Annotated in this window: 16 protein-coding genes; 4 read left to right on the top strand and 12 right to left on the bottom strand. The window is 46.4% G+C overall.

The genetic code is table 11. From position 1 onward, the window contains the following. Nucleotides 1–10: 10 nt before the first annotated feature. The 8 genes from citZ to dnaE form a co-directional block, all read right to left on the bottom strand. Nucleotides 11–1,123: a citrate synthase gene (gene citZ, locus Q7C19_RS08290; RefSeq protein WP_035406285.1), complete on the bottom strand. Its 1,113-nt coding sequence runs from the start codon at nt 1,121–1,123 to the stop codon at nt 11–13. 218 nt (nt 1,124–1,341) lie between these two features. Beyond that, nucleotides 1,342–1,812: a DUF441 domain-containing protein gene (locus tag Q7C19_RS08295; protein WP_035406282.1), complete on the bottom strand. Its 471-nt coding sequence runs from the start codon at nt 1,810–1,812 to the stop codon at nt 1,342–1,344. A gap of 58 nt (nt 1,813–1,870) precedes the next feature. Further along, nucleotides 1,871–3,619, bottom strand: a complete 1,749-nt coding sequence (gene pyk / locus Q7C19_RS08300; RefSeq protein WP_035406280.1) for a pyruvate kinase — start codon at nt 3,617–3,619, stop codon at nt 1,871–1,873. 65 nt (nt 3,620–3,684) lie between these two features. Next, complete coding sequence (gene pfkA / locus Q7C19_RS08305) at nt 3,685–4,653, bottom strand: 6-phosphofructokinase (RefSeq protein ID WP_035406276.1); 969 nt, start codon at nt 4,651–4,653, stop codon at nt 3,685–3,687. Nucleotides 4,654–4,800: 147 nt separating this feature from the next. Next, nucleotides 4,801–5,736 (bottom strand): acetyl-CoA carboxylase carboxyl transferase subunit alpha, encoded by a 936-nt coding sequence (accA, locus tag Q7C19_RS08310; protein ID WP_035406271.1) that lies wholly within the window; start codon nt 5,734–5,736, stop codon nt 4,801–4,803. Next, complete coding sequence (gene accD / locus Q7C19_RS08315) at nt 5,723–6,583, bottom strand: acetyl-CoA carboxylase, carboxyltransferase subunit beta (protein ID WP_056062672.1); 861 nt, start codon at nt 6,581–6,583, stop codon at nt 5,723–5,725. Before accD ends, accA begins: the two co-directional genes overlap by 14 nt. A gap of 20 nt (nt 6,584–6,603) precedes the next feature. After that, nucleotides 6,604–7,122, bottom strand: a complete 519-nt coding sequence (locus Q7C19_RS08320) for a FadR/GntR family transcriptional regulator (RefSeq protein WP_035406263.1) — start codon at nt 7,120–7,122, stop codon at nt 6,604–6,606. Nucleotides 7,123–7,224: 102 nt separating this feature from the next. Then, complete coding sequence (dnaE, locus tag Q7C19_RS08325) at nt 7,225–10,386, bottom strand: DNA polymerase III subunit alpha (RefSeq protein WP_290772122.1); 3,162 nt, start codon at nt 10,384–10,386, stop codon at nt 7,225–7,227. A 145-nt stretch (nt 10,387–10,531) separates the two neighbouring features. On the opposite strand from dnaE, the gene Q7C19_RS08330 reads away from it, so the two are divergent. Next, the gene (locus Q7C19_RS08330; RefSeq protein ID WP_035406258.1) at nt 10,532–10,726 is read left to right on the top strand and encodes a YtzJ family protein; all 195 of its coding nucleotides are present in this window, start codon (nt 10,532–10,534) and stop codon (nt 10,724–10,726) included. Between the two features lie 65 nt (nt 10,727–10,791). Here Q7C19_RS08330 and Q7C19_RS08335 read toward each other — a convergent pair whose 3' ends face one another. Then, nucleotides 10,792–11,727, bottom strand: coding sequence for a DHH family phosphoesterase (locus Q7C19_RS08335; protein ID WP_375091943.1), 936 nt, complete (start codon nt 11,725–11,727; stop codon nt 10,792–10,794). A 63-nt stretch (nt 11,728–11,790) separates the two neighbouring features. Between Q7C19_RS08335 and Q7C19_RS08340 the strand changes: the two genes are divergently transcribed. Beyond that, nucleotides 11,791–12,099, top strand: a complete 309-nt coding sequence (locus Q7C19_RS08340) for a YtpI family protein (RefSeq protein WP_056062684.1) — start codon at nt 11,791–11,793, stop codon at nt 12,097–12,099. A 52-nt stretch (nt 12,100–12,151) separates the two neighbouring features. Here Q7C19_RS08340 and Q7C19_RS08345 read toward each other — a convergent pair whose 3' ends face one another. After that, nucleotides 12,152–13,462, bottom strand: a complete 1,311-nt coding sequence (locus Q7C19_RS08345) for a DRTGG domain-containing protein (protein WP_023469046.1) — start codon at nt 13,460–13,462, stop codon at nt 12,152–12,154. A gap of 155 nt (nt 13,463–13,617) precedes the next feature. On the opposite strand from Q7C19_RS08345, the gene Q7C19_RS08350 reads away from it, so the two are divergent. Continuing rightward, on the top strand, nt 13,618–14,721 hold the full coding sequence (locus Q7C19_RS08350) for a M24 family metallopeptidase (RefSeq protein ID WP_035406247.1): 1,104 nt from the start codon (nt 13,618–13,620) through the stop codon (nt 14,719–14,721). A gap of 46 nt (nt 14,722–14,767) precedes the next feature. On the opposite strand, the gene Q7C19_RS08355 is transcribed toward Q7C19_RS08350, so the two are convergent. Then, on the bottom strand, nt 14,768–15,493 hold the full coding sequence (locus tag Q7C19_RS08355) for an SDR family oxidoreductase (RefSeq protein ID WP_375091944.1): 726 nt from the start codon (nt 15,491–15,493) through the stop codon (nt 14,768–14,770). 154 nt (nt 15,494–15,647) lie between these two features. Between Q7C19_RS08355 and Q7C19_RS08360 the strand changes: the two genes are divergently transcribed. Continuing rightward, complete coding sequence (locus Q7C19_RS08360) at nt 15,648–16,085, top strand: universal stress protein (RefSeq protein ID WP_029342342.1); 438 nt, start codon at nt 15,648–15,650, stop codon at nt 16,083–16,085. Nucleotides 16,086–16,195: 110 nt separating this feature from the next. On the opposite strand, the gene Q7C19_RS08365 is transcribed toward Q7C19_RS08360, so the two are convergent. After that, nucleotides 16,196–16,801, bottom strand: coding sequence for a 3D domain-containing protein (locus tag Q7C19_RS08365; RefSeq protein WP_035406242.1), 606 nt, complete (start codon nt 16,799–16,801; stop codon nt 16,196–16,198). Nucleotides 16,802–16,993 lie beyond the last annotated feature (192 nt).

Raw genomic sequence — 16,993 nt, forward strand, 5'->3', positions numbered from 1 at the left:
CTCCGTCCTTTTAACGTTCTTCGATGGACACATATGTCCGGTGCGTTTCACCCGTGTAGTCTGCACGTGGACGAATCAGACGGTTATCGCTATACTGCTCTAAAATGTGCGCCAACCAACCTGACATTCGACTTACCGCAAAGATTGGAGTGAAAAGTTCTGTATCAAGTCCAAGTGCATGGTACGTAGAAGCGGAATAGAAATCAACGTTTGGTTTCAATCCTTTTTCCGACTGGACGATCTCGTCAATCTTAACTGACATCTCATACCATTTCGGTTCCCCGATTTGAGCAGTCAGCTGACGACTCATTTCCTGAAGGTGCTTCGCACGTGGATCGCCGTCCTTGTAGACACGGTGACCGAAGCCCATGATTTTTTGCTTGTTCTCAAGTTTATTATGAACATACTCGTCAACCTTTTCAACCGAATCAATTTCTAACAGCATCTTCATGACGGCTTCATTCGCTCCACCGTGAAGAGGTCCTTTTAATGCACCCATCGCTGCTGTCACACCTGAGTAGACGTCAGAGAGTGTCGCAACACAAACACGTGCCGTGAATGTCGAAGCGTTCAACTCATGGTCTGCATGAAGAACAAGCGCTTGGTTGAACGCTTTTTCAGCCACTTCTGTCGGCTCTTCGCCTGTCAACATGAACAGGAAGTTTGCAGCGTAAGAAAGACCTGTTTTAGGTGCGATTGGCTCCTGCCCTTTTTTAATACGCGCGTAAGCCGTAACAAGTGTTGCGATTTGCGCTTGTAATTTGATGGCTTTAGCGTAATTCGCCTCTGTCGACATATCTTCAGATGTTTCATCGTAAAGCGCGAGTTGAGAGAGCGCTGTTCGAATCATTGCCATCGCATTCGCCGACTTTGGTGCTGCCTTCATCGTCTCGAGAACGGCAGTCGCAACTGGTGCTTCGGAAATGAGTGCTTCCGACAGTTGCTTCAATTCCTCTTCTTTTGGTAGACGGTCGTTCCATAATAAGAAGACGACTTCCTCAAATGAGGCGTGCTCCGCCAAATCATCAATTGTATAACCGCCGTACGTCAATTGACCATCGATGATCGAACTGATTTTCGATGTCGTCGCGACGATTCCTTCTAAACCTTTAGTTTGCGTCATGACAATAATCCCCCTTTTTTTCCCCAGAAATTTAAAACGCTTTCATTTCCGTATTGAAAAAAAGACGTCCACTCAAGAGTCGTTCCCCATGCTTGTACCGCTGTACTCTTGAATAGACCATCTTGTTTCTGTTCTTAGTATAAACAAAATTACCCAAAAAGTGAATGAACTTGCATACTATTATCAAAAAATTAATTCGTATTCTTTGCTGATCCTGCTCATCCCGTGAACGTTTTTGCGATGATATCCCACATTCCGATGACAAGCGCAGCGATCCCAGCACCAATTAGCGGACCAACGGGTACTCCCCGAAAGAGTCCAACTGCGAGAATCGTTCCGGCAAGCAATGCCGTCGTGACAAGTGGGTCTTCTTTCATCAGACCAACACCATGTGCTGCGACGATTGCAACGAAGATTCCTGATAAAAATGAGATGATGCCGATATGCCCCCGAATACTTTGAATAAGTTCCTTAAATCCGATATCCCCTGCTGCGATCGGTACAAGAATCGCAGCCGTAATCAATGTGACACCCCACGTGATTCCTTTTGCCTGCAAGGATGGAAATAATCGACCATCTAGTCCGATCGCCTTGACGATCAACAGGAAAGCAGCAGCAATGATCAATGATTTATTTTGTGCGATGACCCCGATGAAGACGAGGGCAATCAAAAATAGATAAGCTTCCATACGTCCTCCTCATGAAAAAAAGACGGACATGACCTAAGTCACGTCCGTCATGAATGAATTATGCGTTATACAGTTTACCTGTCAATGGATCGATTGAGATCATTTGACCGTCTTTGAAGACTGTCAATGCATTTTCAACACCAACGATGACCGGTTTACCGAGTGATGGTCCAACGATACCAGCATGGCTAGTCAATCCACCATCTACTGTGATCATAGCTGCAGCCAATTCAATTGCAGGCATCATGTCACGATCTGTTGAGTTCGTAACGAGGATCATGCCTGGTTTCGCTTTCGCATTTGCTTCTTCAGCATTGTTTGCGATGACGACTTCACCAACAACACCACGTTCGCCGATTCCGCGACCGTTTGCGATCTCTTTACCAACGATGTGAACTTTTAGCATGTTCGTTGTACCAGCAGTCAAAGCAGGGATACCAGCCGAGATGACGACGAGGTCACCGTCTGTAACAAAACCAGCATCTTTCGCTGTATCTGCAGCAAGTGTCAACATATCATCCGTGTTGTCTGAGAGATGATCGACGACGATTGGATACACACCCCATACGATGTTTAACTGACGTGCGACACGTGCGCTTGGTGTAACAGCGACGATGTTCGGCTCCGGACGGTATTTCGAGATACGTGATGCTGTGTAGCCCGATTGTGTCGGTGTCAAGATTGCTTTTGCATCCAAGTTGATTGCTGTGTGCGTAACGGCTTGAGCGATCGCATCCGTTACTGTGTGCTCACTGCGAGTTTGACGATCTTTCAACAAGAGTTTGTAGTCGAGCATTTTTTCTGTACGTTTTGCGATCGAGTGCATCATTTTGACAGATTCAATCGGGTAGTCCCCTGCTGCTGTCTCACCTGAAAGCATGATTGCATCCGTACCATCAAGAATCGCGTTCGCGACGTCTGATGCTTCAGCACGTGTTGGACGTGGGAAACGTTGCATTGAATCAAGCATTTGTGTTGCTGTGATGACCGGTTTACCAAAGTCATTACAAAGCTTGATCAAGTCTTTTTGAGTTGGTGTTACGTCCTCTGTCGGGATCTCGATACCGAGGTCACCACGCGCTACCATCAAACCGTCTGAAATCGCGAGAATTTCTTCGATGTTATCGACGCCTTCTTGGTTCTCGATTTTCGGGAAGATTTTGATGTGAGTCGCATTGTTTTTCTCAAGCAATTGGCGAATCGCAACGACGTCAGACGCACGGCGTACGAATGATGGTGCGATTAAGTCGACATCGCTCTTGATTCCGAATTCGATATCAGCTACGTCTTTATCTGTCAAAGCAGGAAGGTTAACCTTCACGTTTGGCAAGTTGACACCTTTTTTCGTTTTGATGACACCTTCGTTTTCGATAGAGCAACGAAGTTCACGGTTTGGAAGTTTTTCAACGACACGAAGACCGATGAGACCATCATCAAGCATGATCATCGAACCAACTTCGACGTCATCATAAAGTCCTTCATACGTAACAGAGAACTTATCTTTTGTTCCGACGATTTCGTTTGCGTCACCACTGACGACGATGACTTCTTGTCCACGTACGAGAAGTGCTTTTCCATCTTCGAACGTATGCGTCCGGATTTCTGGACCTTTCGTATCAAGAAGAATCGTAACGATTTTGTTTGCTTCTTTTGCTGCACGACGGATATCTGTGATTCGTGCACCGTGTTCTTCATAATCGCCGTGTGAGAAGTTCAAACGAGCGACGTTCATACCTGCTTCGATCATTTCTGGGAGACGTTTTTCTGACGCCGGTCCGATCGTACATACAATTTTAGTTCTGCGCATATTCCATAAACCTCCTACGGTGTTTGGCCAAGTTCTCTTGCCCATTCCAATCCTATCGACGTTCGTTAAATCGAAAGCTGTTTTGAAAGCTCAAGGATTTCAAGATCCAGCTCATGTTTGTTTGCGTCGAGTGCCTCATCGATATCGAGATCAATCATCTTGCCACCACGTACACCTACGACACGTCCTTGTTTTCCTTGAAGTAGGATTTCGATGGCATGTGCCCCCATCCGACTTGCAAGTACACGGTCCGCTGCCGTCGGTGCTCCACCACGTTGAACGTGACCAAGAACCGTGACGCGTGTATCGAGACCTGTTTCTTTTGCGATAGCGTCTCCCACGTCCTGAGCACGACCTGCACCTTCAGCGACGATGACGATCGAGTGTTTCTTACCGCGGTTGACACCACTTTGAATGCGATCGAGGACTTCTTTTAAATCTTCAGGACGTTCAGGAACAAGAATCGATTCTGCTCCACCAGCAAGTCCTGCATATAATGCGATATCACCCGCATCGCGTCCCATGACTTCAATGACATACGTCCGCTCATGCGACGATGCTGTATCACGGATTTTATCGATCGCTTCAAGCGCCGTGTTGAGCGCTGTATCAAAACCGATCGTATAGTCCGTTCCAGGAATATCGTTATCGATCGTACCTGGAAGTCCGATTGTCGGGAAGCCAAGTCCAGTCAATTTTTGGGCACCACGATACGACCCGTCTCCGCCTACGACGACGAGTGCATCAATTTCAAATTTCTTAAGATTGACGACCGCTTTTGCTCGTCCTTCTTCTGTACGGAACTCAGGGCAACGTGCTGAACGTAGGAACGTTCCACCTCGTTGAATGATGTCACCAACTGATCCAAGGTTCAACTGGACGATGTCCCCGTTGATTAATCCTTGATACCCGTTGTAGACACCGAATACTTCTAAGCCATGAAAAATCGCTTTACGCGTGACAGCACGCACCGCGGCGTTCATACCTGGTGCATCACCGCCACTCGTTAAGACAGCAATCCGTTTTAAACTCACGTTAATCACCTCTCCATTAATCTGAATCTAAAATAGCACGTTGTTTTCTTGTTTTACAACAGGGCAGATTGCATAAACTTTCACTATCTTTTTCATCATCAATTCCGGAAATGAGGAATATCAATCATGATAGCGATTACATGGTGCTTATGTGCCAATTTGGTGATATTTTTCGGTCCGTTGATCGAGGAGCTCTTCCTTGGTCAGATGAACCAAAGTTTCGAGCTTCTGTACCAAGACAGATTTTAATTTATCCGCCTGTAATGACACATCAAGATGTGCTCCTCCGATGACTTCAGGAATGATAGCATCCGCGATTCCAAGGCGTAACAAATCAGGTGCTGTGATTTTCATCGATTCTGCAGCCTTTTCCGCAAGACTCGCATCTTTCCACAATAATGCTGCAGCACCTTCAGGAGAGATAACGGAATACGTCGAGTTCTCAAGCATCAAGAGCTGATCACAAACGCCGATTCCTAAAGCACCACCTGAACCGCCTTCACCAATGACAATCGAGATGATTGGCACAGTCATCCCAGCCATCTCAAACAAGTTTTTCGCGATGGCTTCACTTTGACCGCGTTCTTCTGCCGCACGTCCTGGATATGCTCCTTTCGTGTCAATGAACGTAATGATCGGTCGGTTGAATTTTTCCGCTTGTTGCATGAGACGCAGTGCTTTCCGGTACCCTTCTGGATGTGGCATCCCGAAGTTACGACGAATGTTCTCTTTTGTATCTTTTCCGCGTTGATGACCGATGATCGTCACGGGACGACCATTTAGCGTTCCGATTCCACCGACGATTGCTGCATCATCATACCCATGACGATCACCGTGCAGTTCGATGAAATCTTCACAAATCGATTCAATGTAATCGAGTGTCGTTGGACGTTCTGGATGACGTGCCAACTGAACACGATTCCACGCTTTCATATTCCCGTAAATATCGAGTTCTAACCGATGAAGGCGTTCTTCAAGAAGTTGCAGTTCTTCCTTGAAGTCAAGTCCTTGCGTTTCCGCCATGTCATGAAGTTCAAGAATTTTTTCGCGTAACGCGATGACTGGTTGGTCAAATGGTTGCATGGTTCGTTCCCTCCGCATGTAGCTTTAAGATTCGCGTATAGTACGTCTTCAGATCGTGTCGTGATACGACATCGTCCAGTTGACCTGCTTGCAATAAGAATTCTGCTGTTTGGAAATCTTCCGGTAGTTTTTCACGAATCGTCTGTTCGATGATCCGGCGACCCGCAAATCCAATCAACGCACCCGGTTCAGCAATGTTGAAATCACCTAGCATCGCAAAACTTGCTGATACACCACCGGTTGTCGGATGGGTCATACAAGAAATATAGAGTAACCCTGCATCTGAATGCTGTTTTAAAAAGAGACTCGATTTCGCCATCTGCATGAGACTGACCATTCCTTCTTGCATCCGTGCCCCACCTGAAGCAGAGAATATCGTGACAGGTAGACGATGTTTCGTCGCGTAACGAACAGCTTCAGAAATTGCAGCACCAACGGCAGCTCCCATCGAGCCCATCCGGAATCGCGCATCCATGACACAAGCGACGAGTGGGTGACCATTCACATTCCCGACGCCACAGACGATCGCTTCCTTAAGACCCGTTCTGACTTGATCTCCTTTTAATTTTTCCGGATAGTCCTCAAATCCGAGGGGATCCGCTTGAACTGCTGGCAGATCAAAATATGTTACCGAACCTTCATCAAATAATTGCGTAAAACGTTCTTGTGCAGTCAATGGATGATGATATCCACATGAACAGACGCGTAGGTTCGCTTCTAGTTGTTTCGTATATTGGATCAATTTACATTTCGGACATTTTGTCATTAAGCCAACAGGCACATCGACACGTTGCTCCTTTGAAGTCAACGTGACGAACTTTTTAGGTTTTCGAAAAAATGCTTGCACGTTCAGTTCCCCCTTGTCATCTATGGGCGGTTCAAGAGTTGTTCCCGTTCCACTTGCGTATAGAGTTCCCCTTGACCGAAGCTTTTATGGAAGGCATTGACTTGTCGCCAGATTCGTTCAAACAGATCGTTATCGACCGTCTGAATCAATGTCTCACGAAACGCTGCATCGGATGCAACGACTGGTGCAAGCACCGAAAGGTCATCCAGCTGCGCGAGCGCTGCTTGCTCAAGCAAGCGGAGCGTTCCTGCCAAGTCTTCGAACTTCGAATCGCCAGTCACTAAGAATTGAGCGATGATTTGAATATAGGTATGATCGTCACGGTTCAACAGAAAGCTTCCGCCTCCATGTCGTGTCTCGACGATGCCTAAATAAGCGAGCGTCCGTAATGCTTCTCGTACGGACGGTCGGCTGATGGATAGTCGTTCTGCCAGTTCCCGTTCCGATGGGATTCGGTCTCCTGGAACTAATCCATCTTGTTCGATCATCAATTTAATCGCCGCGATATTGGCTTCAAACGCATTTCGTTTCTTCTCCATATCGATACGGCACCACCTTTCTGACCCTTCAGTCGGTTGCTTTAATCGGTGGCATTGGTCAGACCAATTACCCTTTATTATAACAAATCTTATTACCTACTACTAGTTTGAGCGAGGCACATTTTTCAGGACGACATGATCCTCACCAAACTGCATACGTAGACGAGCTAATAATTCCTCATCATGCCGAACTGCATAAAGTGGCGGTAACGATTTCGTCTCGCGTGAATCAGCGTAGCGAACGACGACTGGAATATCGCCTGGCGCAGCTTCTAACAATTGTTCGAGTGTGGCTAGCTCATTTTTTGATGTTAGCTTGACGAACAATACATCTTGTCCGAGTGGCCGGAGCCGTTCCAAAATGAATTGGCGCTCCCCTTCACGATCTTGAACCTTCAATTCGATCAATAAGACATTCCCTAAATAAAGAGAACGACGGAACCGCTCATACTGACTTGGGAATACGACGACTTCTTCATTTGAATACCCATCAACCGCTTGAATGACCGCCATCTCTTGACCGCGTTTCGTCTTGAATTCTCGGATTTGATCAATATAGCAGATTAAATAATGCGTGTCTGCTCCGACACTAAGATCATGAAAATAAGCAGATTCGACCGGTGCTTTCATCGCTGTCGTCAAAGGAGAATACGTTAACCAGAATCCGAGTGCATCTCGTTCCAGGCGTGCCCAGTCGGAATCGCTTCGTTTCGATGACTTCTGTGTCCGGCGTTTCCCGAGGATTGCCAGTTCGTCCGGTAATAAGGTATTCGATGATTCCGTGAAGTACTCGAGCACCTCTTGTTCAGCGAGTCCACGATCGCCGTGCGTCGCTCGGTCTAATGCGCCACTATAAAGTAGTAATTCGATTTTTGCTCGTTCCTTTTTACCCCATCCGACATGAGTCAATAGATCGGCGATCGTCGCCGTGTGCTTCGACGCTTCTTTTAACCGTTCGAACTCTCGCTCGGAAATACCTTTAATCACATGGATTCCAAGTCGAATCCCCTTTCCCTCTAGTGAAGAACGATAATCGGAAATCCAGACGTCCGGTGATAGGACAGGGAGACGTCGTTCGCGCATCAACCGGACGAGGCGTTCCGGTTGTTCCACCGAAACGAGAAAGAAAATTTGCGGGAAATGCGCTTTGATATACCCAAGGGCATAACTAATCTTTGAGTAGGCGACTGCATGACTTCGGTTAAATCCATATCCGGCAAAACGTTCGATTTGTTCATAAAGTGAATGTGCTACTGTATCATCGAATCCATTCGTTCGTGCACCTTCTAAAAAATGGAGACGTTCCTGTTCGAGCGAATCCGTACTCTTCTTGGAAATCGCACGTCGTAATATATCTGCTTGAGCAAGCGTAAAACCAGCCACTCGCCGTGTGATTTCCATGACTTGCTCTTGGTAGACGATGATGCCATATGTCGACGCCAGCACCTCTTCTAATACAGGATGTACCATCTGATAAGGTTGACCGGCTTTTCGTTTTGCGTACAGATCAATGAATTTCATCGGTCCTGGACGATAGAGCGACATCGTGGCGACCAAATCTTCAAATCGATTCGGTTTCACTTCTCGCAATGTTTGTTTCATGCCTGGTGATTCGAATTGGAAGATATCATCCGTCTCAGCGCGGGCAAAGACTTGGAACGTCGCACGATCTTCTTCTGGAATTTGCGAGAGCGTAAAAGAGGGGTGTTCTCTTCGAATCAATTCTTCCATCCGACGCAAACGACTAAGATTGCGCAGCCCCAGCAAGTCAATCTTCAGTAATCCTTGACGTTCTAATGCTTGCATCAGGAACTGCGTCACGTATCGCTCGTTCGGTCCTGTCTCTAAGGGTGTCGTCTCGACGAGATTCTCTGACCCGATGACGACGCCGGCTGCGTGAACCGAACGTTGTCGCGGGAGACCTTCGACTGCTTGCGCTAGCTGTAAGAGTTGTCGACGTTTTTCACTTCCAGAGAACCAGCGATACGTCTGTTTATTTTGTTCGATTCCTTGTAACGTCGTCGATTTCCCAAGTTGTTTGACTGCAGCATCCAGTTCATCTTTTGAAAACTCCAGTGTTCGTCCGACGTCTCGCAGAGCGGCTTTGGCACCAAGCGTTGATAATGTTCCGATTTGAGCGACATGGTCTTTTCCGTAACGCATCACGAGATCTTCTAATACCTCTTCGCGTCGTTCATCTTCGATATCGATATCGATATCCGGCATCGAAATCCGCTCTGGATTCAAAAACCGCTCAAAGAGTAATCCATATTTCAACGGATCAACCGTCGTGATTCCAAGCGCATAACTAACGAGAGAGCCTGCTGCCGACCCACGACCAGGTCCAACATGAATGCCTTTCGCCTTTGCTCGTCGGATAAGTTCCTCGACGATCAAAAAATAATCAGCAAATCCGGTTTGTTCGATGACGGACAGTTCATAGGCGAGACGTTCCGCCGCTTCTTTACTTTCATGACCGTGTGCCAGTAATCCTTCTTCAGCATGCGTCCGTAGCATCGCATTCGAATCTTCTGCGACGCGCGGTAATGGACGTTGCTGGAACGGTAACTCTAAGCGTTCAGATGTCGCGGCAAATTGCTCAGCCATCGTGATTTCTCGCTCCGTAAAGTCTTCGAGTAACTCTTCTCGAGTCTTTAAATGCATCAAACGATCTGTTTTTTGATCTTGGAACGTCGTTGCTTCACGGATCGCACGTATTGCTTGATAAGCTGGGGCTTCAGCTCGATGAAGATAACGGACAGGATCGACCGGGATTGTCTCTACACCGAGTGATGCGGCTACTTCCCGATAACGCATGCGACTCTCTCGCTCGACCGTCGAGCGACTCGAAGTCACTCCCATATATGTACGCGCCCCTTGAACGTGTCCCATCCACTGCACGACGGAACGACGTAGACGTGTCATATCTTCCGATGCCTGACGAAGCGGAACGAGCACCGCAATGAGCGATGAGGCTTCAATAACCGGTTGTTCACTAGCTAATCGGTACAATTGCCGTAAGCCATCAGAAGAAAAAGCAAACCACAAGATACAACAGTCTTCTTCCTCGATTCGCTGTTCCCAGCCAATGACCGGTTGTAACTGTCGACGCTGACACGCCTCGATGAATGCCGGAACTCCGGTTAATGTCGTTTCACAGATGATCGCTCGTCCAAGCTGACGATGAACAAGCTCATCGAGGTACGTCTCGATTCGAATCAAACTTTGTAAGGGACTATATTGTGTCCGGACATTTAAGTGCATCTTCTATTCTCCTCTCTCTTCTGATGAAAGCTTAAAAAGTTTTCAGAACATTCATATCTAACTAACTCAAGTACTCGCCATCTGATTTATTATTCGCTACAATAAGTATAGAAATATCATGACGGGTACGGAAGGAGCATTTCTCATGATTTTGAATCGTAGTCAAATCGCACGTGAAAAGGTTGAACAACTAAAGTTAGGTGTTACTGCTTTTACTGAAACGGAAGAAATCGCTGAGAAGATTCGCAAGTCGGTCGCTGAACTTCAACTGAATGTCATTGAAGACCACACCGATCGTGGCGTATGGTTCATTCCGCAAGAAGAAACAAAAACGAAATAAGCATAAAAAGGCTGTTCGCTCCGCTTCCTCATGAGAGGAATGAGACCGAGCAGCCTTTTTTCCATTTAAAACTGGAAGTTCGCAGCGACCTCATTCAGACGATTAACGACACGTTCGACTTCACTTAACTGTTCAATCGTCGCACCAGACGCCATTGGATGTCCACCGCCATTGAATTCTTTTGCTACTTCATTGATGACTGGACCCTTCGAGCGAATTCGGACGCGAACTTCCATATCCGTTTCGAGGAACAGCGCCCAGCACTTCATTCCTTGTAAACCGGCAAAACTATTGACGAGTAACGATGCTTGTTCGACCGTTGCTCCAAATTGCTTCAATGTATCCTGTGTCAAAACGACATAACCGACGCCTTGATCCGTCAATTGGAGATGTTGAAGAACATATCCTTGTAGATGAAGCGCCGCCAGTTCTGTTTGGTACATATTGCGATACAACCAATCTGTATCAATCCCTACATCAATCAATTGCGCCGCGACTTCAAACGTTCGTTTCGTCGTACCACGGAATTGAAAACGTCCCGTGTCACCGACGATTCCCGCATAGAATTGAATAGCAGCTGATGCCGGAATGTCGTATCCCCATTCATTCAATAGATGAACGAGCAGTTCCGATGTCGAACTCATCGTCGTATCGACGAGTTGCACTGACGCGTATGGATCCTCATCGGGATGATGGTCGATTTTAATGACGTCTTTTCCTGTCATCGCGACCTTCCCGTCAATCCGTGCTTGATTCGCCGTATCCAAAATCACGACTAACGCCTCTTTGTATAACTCGTCTTCTACCTGATCGAGCTTCCCCATAAATGACAATGATGTCGCCATCTCACCTGCCGACAAGACTGTTTTTTCAGGAAACTGGTGTTGCAATGTCAATTGTAAGCCGAACTGACTACCGAGTGCATCGGGATCCGGTCGTTCATGACGATGAATGATGATCGTATTTGCAGCTTCAATCATTTGTTTGATTTGCTCTTTCACTGTGCACAGCTCCTATAATCTTGATATGATACTAGATGAAGACAAAAAGGAGGTCCTTTTAACATGCAATTCATCCTCATCGCCCTCATCGTTTTCTCGCTTGGTGGGTATTTGTTAGCAAAACGCCGCGCGTTCCATACGAAAAGTACGAACCGAAAATACTTGTTCAATACACAAGCGAGCATTTGGTTGAGTCTGTTCGTCATCCTATTTGCCGTCAATCAGTTCGTTTCCGGGAACGGATTAACGACACTCGTCGGAAAAGTTGTCTGTTCTATTTTAATCATCGTCGGTGTTGCTTCATTCATCGCTGGATTCATCCGTTACAAAAAGATTTATCCATATGTCGTCCGTGAGATGGAGCAATCCTGAGCGAGATTCAGAGGAACCGAAGTCAATCGACTTCGGTTCTTTTTGTATTCACTTAACGATCGATGAGTTGCGAAGTCACGAGTGCTTTCGCAACGATTTGTGTACCTTGATACATTTCGACATCGACTTTCCCGAATTTCCGACCAACGTCAAAGACATTGGCCCGGATCGTTACCGTGCTCTCGATCTGAACAGGTTTAATGAAATAGATGCTGACGTTTTCAATGACAAGGTCACCTTTCTTCATGTGACGCAACATTCGCGTCGCCCCTTCGACGAGAAGCGTCGTCAATACACCACTTGAAGCAGTCCCCATGAAATTCGTCATTTGTGGAGAAACCTCAAGGGATAAGTACGGTCCCCGTTCGTCCTCTGCCGCTTTAATCTGCCCTGTGATCAGATCATCGAACGTCTCCCCGACCTGCGGCTGGCGATTCGCCAGTTGCAACGCCTTGAGGACATCTTGACGGCTAATGATCCCAAGCAATCGCCCATACTGGTCAATGACCGGTAACATTTCGATGCCTTCCCATACCATCTGATGCGCAGAATTCGTGACACTCGTTCGAATGCCGACCGTAATTGGATGCCGCGTCATGACTTTTTCAACAGCCCAGTCATGTGGACGGTCAATGATGTCCTTCGCCGTCACGACACCGACGACCTTCATTTGTTCATCGATGACAGGGTAACGATTGTGTTTCGTCTGTTCGTTCAACTCGTGCCAACGTGAAATCGGATCCGTCGTCTGTAAATAGAACGTATCATGTAAAGGGATCAAGATATCCGAGACGAGTAAGATTTCTTTTTTGATCAATCGATCATAAATCGCTCGGTTGATCATCGTTGCGACCGTAAATGTATCGTATGACGTCGAAATGATGGGTAACTCCATCTCATCCGCCAATCGTTTTGCATCCTCCGTTGTATCAAATCCACCGGTGATCAATACAGCGGCCCCTGCTTCAAGCACAAGTTCGTGTGCTTTTTCACGGTTCCCGATGATGACGAGACTGTCGACATCGATGTAACGCATCATCGCTTCAAGCTTCATTGCGCCAATGACGAATTTCGTCAATGTCTTGTGTAATCCGTTTCTTCCACCGAGAACTTGACCATCGACGATATTCACGACCTCCGCGAATGTCAGCTTCTCAATATTTTCTTTTTGTTTCTTTTTGATTCGAATCGTTCCGACTCGTTCAATCGTCGAGACGAACCCAAGATTCTCCGCTTCCTTGATGGCGCGATAGGCCGTTCCTTCGGATACGGTCAAGTCCTTCGCGATTTGTCGGACGGAAATCTTCGTTCCGACATCAAGATCTTCGATATGTCGAATGATCTGTTCGTGTTTCGTAGGCATACTGTATCCCTTCTTTTCCTTTTTTCTACTCTCCTGTCATTATACTGTACTACTCTAAAGATGAAAACGTGTACTAGTCTGATTTACGATAAATGTTTTTCGAATCGGACGATGGTATACTTATGTAGAAAATGAGCAGAGAGGTGGAATCACATATGAGCGAACGTACGAATTACATTAGTGCTTTCTTGAAAGAACAAGGAATCGATTTAGCTGTCATTACTTCAAAGGCGAATGTCTTTTACTTTTCAGGAGTCTACGCCGAACCTCACGAACGTGTCATGGCAGTCCTCGTTGATGTAACCGGCAAACATGTATTATTCTGCCCGGCACTCGAAGCAAGTATCGTTGCAGCGAGTCCTTGGGAAGGAGACGTCGTCACGTATGAGGATCATGAAAATCCATTCGATCGTTTAGCTGAATTATTCAAGACATTTGAACATTCAAACAATCGGATCGGTATTGAAGGTGAACATATGACGTTTAGTCGATATCAAGAACTGAGCTCACATCTTGAAAATGCAGCCATTCTTGATATTGGTGAGTCCTTACAAGCGCTTCGCTTGAAGAAAACACCGGAAGAAATTGCTATCCTTCAAGAAGCAGCAGCACTTGCGGATGAAGCGATCGAAATCGGTAAACAAGCGATCCGTCCAGGTATCACGGAAATCGAAGTCATTGCGGAAATCGAATATGAAATGAAGAAAAAAGGCGTCCGCGAGATGTCGTTCGATACGCTTGTCCTATTTGGTGCAAACAGTGCTGATCCACACGGTGTCCCAGGTGACCGCGTCATCCAAGAAGGCGATTTCGTCCTATTCGATCTCGGTGTCATTTGGAAAGGCTACTGTTCAGACATTACACGGACCTTCATTTATGGTCAGGCAAGCGAAGAACAGACGAAAATCTATGAAACGGTCCGCCAAGCACTTGAAGCCGCGACAAAAGCGAGTCAGATCGGTACGACACTCGGCTCGTTGGATAAAGCAGCCCGCGACGTCATCACAGAGGCTGGCTACGGTCAGTACTTCACACATCGCGTCGGTCACGGACTCGGAATCGAGGTTCACGAATTCCCGTCCCTCGCTTCAAACAACTTACTGACGGCTGAAGCTGGTATCGTCTACACGCTCGAACCAGGTATCTATGTTCCCGGAGTCGGCGGCGTCCGGATCGAAGATGATATCCATCTTACTGCGGAAGGTCCGGTTGCGTTAACTCGCACACCAAAACACCTTCAATCGATTCCATCATCTTAAATCAGTAAAAACACCTAATCCAAGCGATGGATTAGGTGTTTTTTATTTACTTACGGGATTGATGGACGACATTGACGCCCCCTGTCACATCAAGAATCGCACCTGTGATCATACTTGATTCTTCTGCGAGTAAGAAGGAGATGGCGCGAGCGATATCTTCCCCGACACCCGTTCTTCCGACCGGTGTTTCTTCATCTTGCTCTGCTTCGGAAATCCGTTTCGTCTTGTTATCACCGACAATGTTCCCCGGATTGACCATGTTGACCGTAATGCCGTGCTCTGCCTCTTCAAGCGCCACACTCTTCGTCAAACTCACCATCCCGCTTTTAGCAGCAGCGAACGCCGCCCGGCACACCCATCCTGGCGCTGTCGCACTTTCCGGAAAACCATACGTGATGATTCGACCATAGGCTTGCTTACGCATGACGGGTAATACTTGACGTAATAACCAGAAACTAGCGGTCAGATTCCCGATAATGACTTCATTCCATTCTTGATCGCTATAATCTACTAATGCTTTCCGCTCGAATATATATGGTCCTGCATTAAGTATCAACGCATCAATCCGACCTTGCTCGTTAATCGCTTGTTGAGCTGCGTGTTCCACTTCTTCTTGGTTCGTCACGTCTGCTTGAATCGTCACAAGATTCGGATGTGTAAACTCGGGTTCAGAACGATGGAACGCTGTTACTTTCCATCCTTCTTCCAATAACTGGCGTGTTACTCGTTCTCCCAGTCCTTTTGTACCTGCTGTAATTAACGCGTGCCTCATCTTGGCATCGCCCCCTTTCACTGACTCCATCTTACGACGGAATGGAAAGGTAGGACAATTTTTAGAACTCGTTGAATGTTTCGTCCGCTTCCAGTAAGAGAATGGTATAATTAGGGTGTACTCATCATATCGATTACGAAGGGATGGATTCATCATGGCAATCGTCTATCATAATGTACTTGTAGCAGTAGATGGCTCAAAAGAGGCAGAACGTGCCTTCGAGACGGCAATCGATGTTTCATTGCGAAATGATGCAAAATTGATCATCGCACACGTCATTGATACACGGACGTTCGCAACAGTAGAAGCATATGACCGTACCATCACGGAACGTGCTGAATCTTACGCGAAGGAATTGCTAGACGAATATGTCAAGACCGCTCAAGATCGCGGTGTACAGGAAGTCGAAGTTGCAATTGAATACGGTTCTCCAAAAGTCACGATTGCCAAAAAACTTGCTCCTAATCACGATGCTGATTTAATCATCTGTGGCGCGACCGGCTTAAACGCTGTTGAGCGTTTCTTCATCGGTAGTGTCTCTGAAAGCATTACGCGTTACGCAAAATGTGACGTCTTGATCGTTCGTTTATGAACCACTCTTCTATCAAACAAAGCCTCTCTCCCTTCATCTCAAAGGAAGAGAGGCTTTTTGACGACCTGCTTAAACAAAAAACCATCGAACCAATGTCCGATGGTTTGAAATCATTTGTATTTTACTGTAACGGTACGACGACCCCAGTTGAATGCTTCTGAACGAGAGTAGTAAAGGATATCCATCTTCTTACCTTTGATGGCACCGCCAGTATCAGCAGCTGTATATGTCCCTTTCAACTTCCCTTTGTAATACACTTTGACTGTCGAACGAAGTGGAATGACACGTGGATCAACAGCTACGACTTTCTTTTTCGAGCTTTTGATGTTCCAACCGATTGCTGTCAGGTTGCCACTGCCTGGATCATACGGTGTATAAGCTGTCGCACTCACGTTCGTGACTGTTTTCCAACCGCCCGTAGATTGTTTTTTTGATCCGCTTGACGTCACGACCTTCGAGTAGCTCGCGCTAAGATAAGCCGTCTTACCTTTGTAGCTTACTTTGTACCAGTTCCCTGTTTTTGCTTTGTACGATAACGTTTGGTTCTTATATAGAAGACCGAGTTTCTTCGAAGAAGTAGTAGCTTTTTGACGAATGACTAGGCTATCGACTGTTGACTTGACGCTTTTCTTAGTTGCAGCCTCTGCTTGAAGACCTGCGAACGAACTGAGTGCTAACACGACCGTTAAAACACTTGCGAGCATTCGTTTCATCATGTATTTTCTCCTCCATCATTGTTTCGTGTTTGTTAACTGAGATTAATATACATGACAAAAGCAAGTAGTGCCGTTACATATAGACCACAAAAATATGTCTGTACTATTACCGTTATGTTACAAAAGACTCATTTTTTTAAGAAATGACCCTTTTTTAGGTTTATTTTTACGATGATGACGCTTCTTTTTTCG

This window comes from Exiguobacterium sp. PHA03 (assembly GCF_041945985.1).
In the GTDB taxonomy this organism is placed as follows: domain Bacteria; phylum Bacillota; class Bacilli; order Exiguobacteriales; family Exiguobacteriaceae; genus Exiguobacterium_A.